The sequence below is a fragment of the Zobellia russellii genome, from assembly GCF_044597075.1.
GTDB classification, from domain to species: Bacteria; Bacteroidota; Bacteroidia; order Flavobacteriales; family Flavobacteriaceae; genus Zobellia; species Zobellia russellii.
The window spans coordinates 1,400,138-1,413,007 of record NZ_CP139000.1 but is presented as its reverse complement, the minus strand read 5'-3'; the positions used below and the strand labels follow the sequence as shown (position 1 = coordinate 1,413,007).

Genomic DNA, 12,870 nt, shown 5'->3' with positions numbered 1-12,870 from the left:
ATAAATTCCGTTACAACTAAGCGCGGAAAAAAATACGTAAATGCCTCAGAAATTATATATTATTTTGCTCTGTTTTGCTTTTCAGAGTTGTGCTGCACAATCAAAATACAAATTAATAGATGCCGAACAAGAAACCGTCATCAAAGAAAATTATAGTTACTACCTCTATTATCCTGAAGGGTATGAGGAAAAACCCGAGGAAAAGTTTCCGTTGTTATTGTTTCTTCATGGTGGTGGCGAATCTGGAGATAGTTTGGTTTATGTAAAAAGAAACGGCCCTCCTAAATTGATAAAGAGAGGTAAAAAATTCCCGTTCTTAATTTTGGCCCCTCAGAATCCAGAAAAGAAAATGTGGTGGAATACGCGATCGGTAATGCAATTATTGGACACGATAGTGGAGAACAATCGTGTAGATAAAAAAAGAATCTATTTAACCGGGCTCAGTAGGGGTGGAGGAGCCGCCTGGGAAATGGCAGTGCAGTATCCCGAAAAATTTGCGGCAATGGCTGTTGTGTGTGGTATGACACCGCTACCATATGCTTCTTGGATAGACAAAAAAATGCCCATGTGGGTCTTCCATGGAGAAGAGGACCAATCCATTCCCATATCGGAATCGGAGACTATGGTTTCTAAATTAAAGAGTATGGGGTATGATGTAAAATTTACAAGGTACCCCGGTGTAGGCCATGATTCTTGGGTGCCGGCCTATGATAATGATGAGCTGTATAAATGGTTTATGGAGCAGGAGCGGCAATAAGTTACATTTTGTAGTCAAAAACGTTTTTTTTAATAGGGTAGATGATTAATAATTTTCTTAAAACGATAATTTAATACTATTGATATGGGCAAGATGAGGTTGTTTTACGGAATAATGTTTCTCATGGTTTTTAAGATGTCGGTTCTATTTGCAAATACGGAGCCTGAAAAGAAAATCAAGAAGAAACCTCGCAATGTTGTTTTTATTTTAACGGATGACCACCGTTATGATTATATGGGTTTTACGGGTAAAGTTCCTTGGTTAGAAACCCCGAACATGGATAAACTTGCGGAAGATGGAGCTTATTTGTCTAACGCCTTTGTTACAACATCTCTGTGTTCTCCAAGTAGGGCTTCAATTTTAACGGGGCAGTTTTCCCACTCACATACCATTGTGGATAACCAAGCTCCAGATCCTGGAAATTTGACATATTTTCCTCAATACCTTCAGAAAGCGGGTTATCAAACTAGCTTCTTTGGTAAATGGCATATGGGCGATCATGGAGACTCTCCTCAACCAGGCTTTACCCACTGGGAAAGTTTCCCGGGACAAGGGGTTTATTATAACCCTACGTTAAATATCAATGGAAAGAGGGTAGCTTATAAAGATTCGACTTATATAACAGATCTGTTGACCGAACATGCCATTGATTGGATGGAGAAGAGAGATAAAAAGAAACCGTTTTTCCTGTATTTATCTCACAAAGCAGTTCACGCTGGGTTTCAACCGGCTAGAAGGCATAAAGGGCGATATAAAGGAAATAAATTAGATTTACCGGCAACTTATGAGCAGACCAAGACCGGAGCTTATAAAGATTTAAAATGGCCGCAATGGGTAGCTGACCAAAGAGTAAGTTGGCATGGCGTAGACTATATGTACCATGAGAATAGGGATATAAATGAAATGGTTGTGGATTATTGCGAAACACTTTTAGGGGTAGATGAGAGTGTAGGTTCTGTTATGCAATACTTAAAGGATGAAGGGCTTGATGAATCTACCCTTGTTATTTATATGGGCGATAACGGATTTAGTTGGGGAGAGCATGGGCTTATTGATAAACGGCATTTTTATGAAGAATCGGTTAAAGTGCCTTTGCTGGTGCGTTGTCCGGAACTGTTTAAAGGAGGCCTAAAACCTAAGGCTATGGTGCAAAATATAGATATTGGACCAACAATTTTAGCGGAAGCGGGAATAGAGAAACCAGAAAATATGCCAGGAGTATCTTTTATTCCGGCACTTACAGGAGAGCCAGGGGCAAAGGTTCGTGAGGAGGTCTTCTATGAGTATTTTTGGGAGTATGACTTTCCTATGACTCCAACCGTATTTGGCATGCGAACTGACAAATATAAGTATATGAAGTATCAGGGAATTTGGGATAGAAATGAGCTCTATGACCTAGAGAACGACCCTGATGAAATGTATAATTTAATAGCGAATCCGGATAAACAGGAAATAGTAAAATCTATGTCAATTGCCATTTATGATTGGTTAGAAAGAACAAATGGTATGCAAACCCCTATTAAACGAACTGTAAAATATCGTTTTGGCGACTATAAGCACAAGGGGGAATACTAAAATAGAACAAGGACTTCTGTTTCAAGCAATTTAAAGGAAGTAATTAAACAAAATGAGAGTTTTTATAATTTTAGTAGTTCTACTTCCGTTTGTATTTTCTTGTTCGGAAAATAAGCATGAAAAAGGAGTGCATTTGTATAAAATGCAATGTGCCGCTTGTCATGAGTTGCCCAATATTGAGCATTTGCCAAAAAGTTTATGGAAAGACAAGGTGTTGCCCGAAATGGGAGCAAGAATGGGGATTAAAAACACAGGATTTAATCCGTTAAGCGGTTTTTCCTTTGAAGAACAGCATGCTATTTTAAATTCAGGCGTTTATAGTGTTGAACCCCAAATTTCGGAAGCTGATTGGCAACTTCTCAAAGAATATATTGTATCCACCGCTCCAGACAGTCTTATTCTAAACAATTCCCAAAAACAAGCTAAAAAGCTCAATGGCTTTGAATTGGTACCGGTAGATATAGATAGCGTACATGGAAGCTCTATCGTATTTACCCAATTTGATACGGAAAATAGCAAGTTAAATATTGCCGACTTAAGAGGTAGAATCTATGAGTATCGGGAGGATACTAAGACTCTCAAAAAAATCCTTAATGGAATTGGTCCTATTTCTGACTTTACCGAGATGGATGATGTAAAGTACGCCACTTCTATAGGTTCTCTGAGTCCTTCAGAAATTGCAAACGGAAAAATTTTTACTATAAAAGATAGATTTGTTCAACCTATACCTTTAGATTTTCATAGACCGGTACATACCACAGTATTTGATTTTAATAATGATGGGGAAGATGAAATTTTAGTTTGTGAGTATGGTAACTTAACAGGTAGTTTATCATTAGTTGTAAAATCTGATGACGGTTCTTTAGAAAAGAATATCTTATTAGGGCAACCAGGGGCAATAAGAACGGTGGTCAAAGACATGAACCAAGACACCAAAGCAGATATTGTTGTGCTGACAGCACAAGGTAATGAGGGTATTACCATTCTTTATCAAACTGAAAATTTGGAATTTAAAACAGAACAAGTAATTCGGTTTAGTCCTCTGTATGGAAGTAGCTGGTTTGAAATGCTTGATTTTGATGATGATGGGGATCAAGATGTTGTAACCTTACACGGGGACAATGCAGATAGAACTCAGGTATTGAAACCTTATCATGGTCTGCGTATTCATTTAAATGACGGAGCTAATAACTTTAAAGAAGAATTTTTCTATCCATTGTACGGTGCTACTAGAAGTGTAAGTGCAGACTTTGATAAAGACGGAGATATAGATTTTGGAATAGTGTCTACCTTTCCTGATTACGAAGGAGAGTCACAAAAATCATTCGTGTATTTGAATAATATCGATACAAATAATTTTGTCTTTGAAACTCAGGTTATAGAAAATGATTTTCAAGGGCGATGGTTTTTAATGGATTCAGGTGATTTTGACCAGGATGGAGATATTGATATAGCTTTAAGCTGTTCTACTTTTAACTTTAACTCCGTGCCTGCAGACTTGTCCAAGATTTACAAAGAAAATCCTTGGGATATACTAGTTCTCAAAAATAGATTGATAGAATGATCCTTTACGGTTTAATTGTTCTAGTTAGGTTTCCGTTATTATTATAAAATTGAACTTCCACAAAGTTTGCAGGAATCTCTACAAAACGACCTGATTGCGATTGAAAGGAATTGCCCCAAAAAAACTCATGCATTTGCTTAGCATTATTCTTGAGCTTGATTAATGCTTTTATTTCATTGGGTTGCACGGCCATTAATTTTACTCTGGTTTGTCCGGAATATTCAAAAGCTTTCAAGGAGTCGTTATTTTGTGAGGTTACAATTAATTTCTTAGAATTTCCTGTACGCAAACTAACAATAGCTTTACCATCTCCTGGTACAAAAAAGCCACTCTCATTTAGTGAAACGGTAGTAAATTTGCCGTTCCCTATATTTTTTAGGGCGAGACCGGCGAATGCATCAGCTGGCCCTTGTTGCACTTCCATGCCGTAATCATTACCAATTAATAGAATATCCGTTAGGCCATCTTCATTAAAGTCTTGTGGCAGAATACCATAAACTGGAGCAAATTGAGCCTCCACGGGCAATTGGTGCATTTTAAATTGTCCGTTTCCTAAATTCTCTATCCATGAACTTTTCATATAAGTCAAAGAATCTACTTTGGCATCATCTAAAAGTCCGTTAGAGAACATTTCAGGTAGGGTCGATTCCCCGAATTCCCCATAAGAATTGAACATTTTTCTAATACCAACATATTGCTTTGTTACATCCTGCCAAGGATGGTATAAATATTCTTTTTTAACACCAATACTGTCTCTTAAATAGAAGGATATAAGGGGGTCTATGGAACCATTTTGATCAAGGTCTTTAGCGTATATGCGCACAGGTTCTTCTAGCGAACCTTTAAAATTTATATTCTCGCCAACATTCCCAACAATGTAATCTATGTCTCCGTCATTGTCCAGATCTGAGGAAGATATACTATTCCACCACCCAGAATAGTTAGATAAGCCTGTGTTCTCCGTAACTTCTAATAGCTTACCATTTTCGTTTTTGAAGAAGCGTAACTGGGCCCATTCTCCGGCTATAATAAGGTCTGGCCAGAAGTCTCCGTTAAAATCGGTCCAAATGGCATCGCTAATTAAACCGGGGTATTCTAGATTTTTGGAAACAAGGGTAGTGACATCGGTAAATTTAATCCGGTCTTTAGTGCTATCATTTCTTAGAATATATGAGCGATCTGTTTTAGGGTAGGAGAAAGGCAAAACCCTACTTCCTATGAAAAGGTCTAAATCTCCATCACGATCAAAATCGGCAGCTTTAACTGCAGATGAGTTCGTTTTCATTACAGGAAGATCTATATTGGATTGAGTAAAATTTCCTTTTCCATCATTGACCATTAAAATATCTTGATAATATTCATGACCGCTAGGGTATTGGCCGCAACCACGTGCAATGAACAAGTCTAAATCTCCATCATTGTCTGCGTCAAAAAGTAATGTTCCAGCATCTTCCTCTTCTAGTTTTTCTGAAGTTTTATAGGCTACTTCGTTTTGTTCAAAGGTTTGGTCAGGTTTTTGAATAAACCACTTTTCTTTAAAACCTCTACTAGAAGCAACAAACATATCGTCTAAACCATCGCCATTTATATCCCCAACTGCGAGAGAAGGGCCATATTGAGAAAATTTATGAGGAAGCGTACTTTGAAAATTGAAATCAATAAAATCGTAATCTTCAGAAAAATGCTCTAAGTCATACATTTTGGCAGCATTCTTGAAAATCGGGCTCGTTTTTTTCGTATTTAAAGTGGAGAATGATCCTGCTTTAGGACTATATGAGATAGCGAGAACTGAATCTATGGCATTGGTTTTAACCACTTGTTGTTGCCCGTCTGGCCAATTTATAACAAGACTGTCTATATTTTTATTATTTCCTAGGCCAAAATGAAGCGTGAATTCCGGTTGTGATAAATATCCTCGTCCCGATAACAAAGATTTCTTTTGGTGGATGGAATCCGAAAAAATTTCCACATAAGAACCTATGGCATTAGGATTGTTTTTCTTTCCGGTCAATTTTACTCGGATAAAATGCTGCGGTTCATTAAACTCATTAGATTTATTCTCAAGGAGCATTGCGTTGTCATTAATATTGTTGACCACTAAATCCAAATCTCCATCATTATCAAGGTCACCGTAAGCCGCACCGCTAGAGTATGTAGGTAAGTTTAAACCCCATTTTTCGGTACTATTTACAAATTTGAAATCTCCATTGTTTTTAAACATGAAATTAGGAATCTTAATTTCAGGTATTGCAGCTATCAGTTTTTCCTTATTCAGAAGTTTGCTGGCGGCAATCCTAAAATCACCAAAATCTCGATCAGTAACATCTTTAGGGAATCCGTTGGTAATAAAGAGGTCTTGTAGCCCATCATTATCATAATCACCAAAAAGAGGGGCCCAGCTCCAGTCCGTTTCTTTTGTTTCCGTAAGCATGGAAACATCACCGTATATGGGTAAACCTGTTTTTGGGTTATTTCCTAACTGAGTTTGGAGTGTGTTGCGGGCATATTGTTTTTCGTAGTCGTATTTTTTTATGAATATCTCTTTTTGATAATTGCTGGGGCCTTGAAATAATTTTTTTCTTTTGTTGTAATAGGGCTGCATTTCCGTAGTAAAAAACTCAAGATTTCCATTATTGTTGATGTCAGCCGCATCACTCCCCATGGAAGAGAAGCTAAAATGCTTGAATATTTCCCGTGCTTTATTACTGAATGTGCCGTTCTGATTGTTAATATATATAAGGTCACTACTTAGAAAATCGTTCGCTACATAAATATCCGGCCAATTATCTCCGTTAAAATCATGGATTAAAGTACTGTGACTATATCCATGAAATTTAATACCAGCTTTTTCAGAAACATCTCTAAAGCGTTGCTTATTAAGGGTAGAATCCCATATATTTTCGTAGAGGCGGTCTTTACTCATAGAAGAGCCGTCATCTTCAATAGGTCTAAAATCACTGGGGTCAATACCTTCAATCCTGTTTACTCCAATAAATAGGTCAAGGTCTCCATCATTGTCATAATCAAAAAACTGGGCGTGAGATGAGTAAGTATCGTCTGCAAGACCATATTTTTCTGCCATTTCTTTAAATGAAGGAATACCGTCTTTTGAATTCCCTGTATTGATATATAGTAAGTTCTTTCTTCTACTATTTTTTTTTCTGAATGTATTACATACGTATATGTCTAATTTGCCATCTGCATTTATATCAACAATAGATACCCCCGATGACCACTGTAGTGAATCGTTTTTTATTATATTGGAAGCTTTGGTTACATCTTCAAATTTGAGGTTTCCCTTATTAAGGAACAGTTTGTTTTCAACTTGGTTTCCCGCAAAGAAAATATCATCAAGACCATCACCGTTTAAGTCTCCTAGTGCAACTCCAGCCCCGTTATAAACAAATTCGTTGTCCATGATGTTTATAGAATCATTTTCAACAAGGGTATTGCTAAATACCAGGTTGGATTTGCTTGGGTGTACGTTTACAAATCTTGTTGTAGGTGTCTTTTTGGAACAACTTGTAAATACTATTAATACAATAGATAAGAGAAGCGTAAATGTTCCTTGGAAAGAATTATTTGATTTCATTTGACACATAGGATATGGTACGTTGCAAATATGTAAGAAGGTTCTAAAATAAGCAAAAAAAGCTGCTCGTACGAGCAGCTTTTATTAGTATCTAACTTAAGTATTAGTACCCAGGATTTTGTTTTATTGACCCTCCAGACAAATCAATTTGTCTTTGAGGTATTGGATAAAATTCATTTTTACCTGCAGTAAATTTGGCGCCACCAAATTTTTCTTTCAAAAATTGAGACTCATAATCTAAATATGCGTTCAAAACACTATCGGCAATGCCCCAACGAACGAGGTCAAAGAAACGATGTCCCTCTCCTGAAAGTTCAAGTTTTCTCTCAAACCTAACTGCCGCGGTTGCGGAAGCTTTATCTGCAAACTGAGCCGGGGGATACTCGGAAATCACATAGTTAGCGGCATTTTCATCGCTATCGTACTCCTTTACCCAATGCTCTGAATTGGCGGCTCTATTTCTTACCATATTTACATAGGTTCGTGCTTGCTCCAATGATCCAGCCTCTATTTCCGCTTCGGCAGCCATTAATAGAACATCGGCAAATCTAATAATTGTATAATTCATTGTAGCATAACCTCGCGTCCAAGAGCTACCATCAGTAAAACTATTTTCTTGGGAACGATAATAAATATACTTTTTAGGAGTATAGGGCCCAGCGTAAGAAAAGCTTCTTATCCAAGCAGCCCCTGGATGAATAATCCAATCTAAGTAAGGAATTCCTTTTCTACCTATGGCATGGTCAATTCTTGGGTCTAAGGGTCCTGCGTCTTCAACAAATGAACTTTCGGGTTGTTTGTCTACAATGACATGCTTCCAGTTGTTTGCAACTTCGTTTTCAGGATTGTTATATGATCCATCCAATAGTGGAAGCCCTTCATCCGTAGTTCTAAATGAATTACCCAATTCAATACTTGGTTGAAAAAAGCCACAGCAATTACCAGGACCATCGGGACCAGTGTTATGTGGATAGTTTAAATCATCAAACCAGTTAGCATTTCTTACGTTTCCGGTATTATTGGCAGATTCCACATCCATAACGGCTTCAGCATGCTGGTCGTTTTCAGCATTATAAATTTGGGCATAATCCTCTAGAAGAGCATACTTTTCGCCTAAGGGTGTTACTCCTTTTTCAATAACCTCATCAAACCATTCTTTAGCTTCGGCATACTTTTGTTGGTAAAGCTTTGCCTTACCCATATAAGCCGCTGCCGCCCACTTATTGTTTCTACCCGCATCCGTTGTTTCGGGCAAATTGTCAAAAGCAAACTGGAAATCAGCTTCTATTTTACCCCAAACATCTGGTGTATTGGGTATAGCTTTTAGAGCCTCAAGTTTCTGAGCTTCATCCAGTTCATCGTCTAAGTAAATAGATTCGTCTATATAAGGGATACTGTTAAAATGCTTTTTAAGGTCAAAATAGAAATGTCCTCGGAGCATTCGTGCTTCTGCCGTAATTTGCTGAACAACCTCTGGTTTAATGTTCTCTGCCCTAGCTAATTTTTCTAAGGTTTGATTACATCTTTTGATACCTTCGTAACGACCTCGCCATAAGTTGTTGAAATCGCCGTTGGGGTCAACCGGGCTAGCTTCATATCTCTGAATAGGGTTTAGTGACGAATAATCTCCGGAATCCGTACCCTTATTAGCTTCTCCTCCCATGATTGAACCCGTAGCCCAATGGTTAGGTCCTTCAAAGCGGTTTCCAAAAACACCGCTTAGTGCAGAGTAAGCTCCAATTAGAAGGCCTTGTACACCATCTTCTGTGGCGACTGAATTTTCATCAATGGACCCTGTGGGGGCCACTTCCAAAAAATCATCGGAACAAGAGGCAATCAGAAATACAGTTGCCAAGGTTCCGTAGCATATTTTTTTTATAATTATAGTTTTCATTATATGTTTTATTTTTTAATTGTTAGTTGCCTACAAGCCAATATTTAAGCTGATTAAATAGGAGGGAGTAGCTGGGTAATTTCCAACGTCAACACCAAAATTGGTATCGGCACCGGCTACTACAGGATCAAGACCGGAATAATCCGTGATGGTCCAGATATTATTTGCAGAGAAACCAAGTTTAAATTTAGTCACACCAAGGCGATCTAATAGGTTAGAGTCAAAGCTGTAAGTTAGAGCTAGCCTTTGAAGCCTTACAAAAGAACCATCTTCTACATAATAGGAGTTTGCTGCCCCACTTGTATAAATATTTGTTTTGCTTTCCCATATTGGAGCTTCTGCATTATTACCTAGCTCAGGAGTCCATGAGTTGAGTGCTGCTGTGCCTTTTGCCGCACCTTGGAATGTACCAAAAAAGTTTCTAAACCATTTTGTTTGGTTATAAATTTCATTTCCGAAAGAACCAAACCAATAGGTTTCAAATTCAAGGTTTTTGTATTTAAGGTTAAATGTAACACCTCCTGTATAATCTGGTATAGGGTTACCAATGAAAGTCCTGTCATCTGGTGTAACTTGTCCATCACCGTTTACATCGGCATATTTAAATCTCCCCAAGGCAACATCAGCATCATTATTTGCAGCTTTAAAAGCATCTACCTCTTCTTGAGTGTTAAAATAACCTTCTACCTTATAACCGTAAAATGAGGATAATGGCTGACCTACGGCGTTTCTAATTGGACTATTTCCTCTATATGCCGCTCCGTCAAAGAAGTCGATTCCATCCGCTAAAAACTCAATTTCATTACTTAGGAACGAATTGTTCAACGTAACTTCAAAAGATAGGTCTTCAGTGAAGTTACCTCTTCCGGTAAGCTTAATGTCTATACCTTTATTGTTCATGGTGGCGATGTTAACAAACGGCTCGTTGGCATCGTTTCCGGTAACTCCAGGTAATGGAACCTGATAAAGTAAATCCTCGGTGTCCTTGTTCCACCAATCAAATTCAATATCTAGTTTATCATTGAAAAAAGAGGCGTCAAAGCCAATATTTGTAGAAATACTGGTTTCCCATTTTGCATTTGGATTTGCAATCTGACCTTGTCTATACCCTTCATCGGCTCCGCTATTTTGTCCACCAATTGGATAAAATGTACTTGCTCTATTTGAATTATACAGAACATATTGGTTATTAGGGTTAACATTGTTAGAGTTACCCATTTCTCCCCATCCAGCTCTAATTTTCAAGTCGCTTATAATGTCTTGATTTTGCATAAAAGATTCTCCAATGACTCTCCATGCTCCGGAAATGGCAGGAAAAACCCCATATCTGTTATTGGCTCCAAATCTAGACGAGCCATCTCTTCTTAATACTCCTGTGATAAAATAACGTTCGTCATAGTTGTAATCTAGTTTCCCAAAAACCGAAAAGAAATTTACACCATTAAACAAGTTACTGTTTACATTAGGCGATTGTACTGTGGACAGGTTTTGGTAGTTGATGTCAGTAGAAAACGGGTTGATACCACTTCCACTGATATTTCGCCCTTTACCTGTGTTTAGGGCCTCAATACCCGCTAAGGCTTTTACTTTGTGTTTTCCGAACAGTTTTTCATAGGATGCTGTATTGGTAAATGTGTATGAGAACACATAACCACTGCCTTCTGAAAATGAGTTACTGGCTTCAGGTTCTGAATCGCCTAAATATTTAAAACCGTAGTTAACATTATAATAATTTAAGTATTGTCCTCCAATACTGGATCTTATTGTTAATCCTTCAAAGGGTTTTAACAGAGCATATAAATTTCCAAATGCAGCTAAGCTAAAATTCTTATCCTGGCTATCATTGGTTTTTAATTGTCTTACAGGGTTTCTTGGGTTATTGAACCCTTTTGCCCTAGTACTGGCAAAACTTCCAAATTCATCATAAACAGGAATAATAGTTGGCATACGGTAAGCGGATAATAATACGGATTCGTCGTCCGCACCACTTACACCTCCGTCACCCCCATAACCACCTCTGATAGACCGGTAAGTGGCTTGAAAGTTTTCACCAATGCTTAGCCAAGGAGTTACATCCCATTCAGAATTAAATCTGGCCGAATATCTGGCAAATTCATTCTCAAGAAGTATTCCGGATTCGTTGTAGGCATTAATGCCCATGTAGTATCTACCATCTTCTGTACCTCCTTCAAAGCCTAGGGTAATACGACTTATTGGTGCAGGTCTAGTAATTTCCTTATACCAATTTGTACCTTGTAGATTTGGTTTTATTAGAAACACATTGTCGGGGTCAAGTTCGTATGCGGCACGAACTGCAGCCATATCAATGTTTCCAACAACCCCACTTTGATCACCACCGCCAATACCACCTACCAATAAATAATCAGGTATCCTAGGTGTAGCATCAGAGCCATATTGCGGATGATCATAAATAGGAGCTTCGCCATTTGCTATTCCGTTGTTTCTGTACGCAATGTGAGACCACTCTGCATCTTGTTGTGGTGTTAATTGATTTGGAGACCCGGCAACGTTTGGATCTCTGACCCCACTTGTAATATCAACTGTAATTTTCGTTTTTTCCCTTTTTCTTGTTCCTTGTTTAGTTGTTAGCACAACAACACCACCAGCAGCTCTGGCCCCATATATAGATGCAGCAGCTGCATCTTTTAGAACGGTTGTGGTTTCAACATCATCCGGATTGATGAATTCAGTGCTTTCTACCGGAACACCATCAACTACATACAAAGGTTGGTTACCGCCAAATGAGCCAAAGCCTCGAATTCTAATTTGGCTGGTTGTGCCAGGTTGTCCATTTGAAAGAACGGTAACCCCTGCAACCCTACCTTGGAGTTGTTGTTCTATATTTCCAGATGGTATGGCCGCCAATTCTTCGGCTTTGACTATGGAAACGGCTGCAGTGGTTTCTCTTTTCGTCTCTGTTGAGTAACCGGTAACTATAACCTCGTCTAATGCTGCGGCATCTTCAGCCAGCGTTACATTCACTGTAGACTGTCCGTCAACAGCTACTTCCTTCGTAACAAACCCTAAATAACTTATTACTAGAGTTGCATCACTTTCTACCTCTAAAGTAAAGTTTCCGTCAAAATCGGTTTGTGTTCCGTTCGTAGTTCCTTTAACTACCACGTTTGCACCCGGAAGAGGAATTCCTCCACTGTCTAAAACAGTACCGGATATGGTTGTTTGAAAAATGTCCTTGACCTCAAGTTTAGGGTCATTGGTTGATTTTGCATAGGTGATTTGTGACCCAGCGCAAATCATCATCGAAAAAAGCCCAATTCCAAGAGTTGAGATTTTTCCCTTGGGCTTTAACGAATTGTAACTTCGTTTTTGGTTCATAATGTGAGTGTTGTTTGTTAGTTTATTAAATTCTTATTTTCCTAGCCTTATGTTAAGAAAAACAAAAAATAAATGTAATGATAATATGGATATGTTAAAAATAGGCCGCAAGTTATTTTTGGCGAATTCAC

The 12,870-nt window shown here is 38.2% G+C and carries 6 protein-coding genes; 3 read left to right on the top strand and 3 right to left on the bottom strand.

Going from position 1 to position 12,870, the window contains the following annotated elements; translation table 11 throughout:
- Window positions 1-40: 40 nt before the first annotated feature.
- The 3 genes from SJY45_RS05865 (at window position 41) to SJY45_RS05855 (ending at window position 3,896) form a co-directional block, all read left to right on the top strand.
- Window positions 41-757, top strand: coding sequence for a dienelactone hydrolase family protein (locus SJY45_RS05865; protein WP_303406243.1), 717 nt, complete (start codon window positions 41-43; stop codon window positions 755-757).
- A gap of 84 nt (window positions 758-841) precedes the next feature.
- On the top strand, window positions 842-2,332 hold the full coding sequence (locus tag SJY45_RS05860) for a sulfatase (protein WP_400073628.1): 1,491 nt from the start codon (window positions 842-844) through the stop codon (window positions 2,330-2,332).
- Window positions 2,333-2,384: 52 nt separating this feature from the next.
- Window positions 2,385-3,896, top strand: a complete 1,512-nt coding sequence (locus SJY45_RS05855) for an FG-GAP repeat domain-containing protein (RefSeq protein ID WP_400073627.1) — start codon at window positions 2,385-2,387, stop codon at window positions 3,894-3,896.
- Between the two features lie 4 nt (window positions 3,897-3,900).
- On the opposite strand, the gene SJY45_RS05850 is transcribed toward SJY45_RS05855, so the two are convergent.
- The 3 genes from SJY45_RS05850 to SJY45_RS05840 form a co-directional block, all read right to left on the bottom strand.
- A complete protein-coding gene (locus SJY45_RS05850) occupies window positions 3,901-7,488 on the bottom strand; it encodes a VCBS repeat-containing protein (RefSeq protein ID WP_400073626.1) in 3,588 nt (1,195 codons plus the stop codon).
- 103 nt (window positions 7,489-7,591) lie between these two features.
- Window positions 7,592-9,382 carry a RagB/SusD family nutrient uptake outer membrane protein gene (locus SJY45_RS05845; RefSeq protein WP_400073625.1) on the bottom strand — a complete coding sequence of 597 codons (1,791 nt, stop codon included), beginning with the start codon at window positions 9,380-9,382 and terminating at the stop codon, window positions 7,592-7,594.
- A gap of 30 nt (window positions 9,383-9,412) precedes the next feature.
- The gene (locus SJY45_RS05840; RefSeq protein WP_400073624.1) at window positions 9,413-12,739 is read right to left on the bottom strand and encodes a SusC/RagA family TonB-linked outer membrane protein; all 3,327 of its coding nucleotides are present in this window, start codon (window positions 12,737-12,739) and stop codon (window positions 9,413-9,415) included.
- Window positions 12,740-12,870 lie beyond the last annotated feature (131 nt).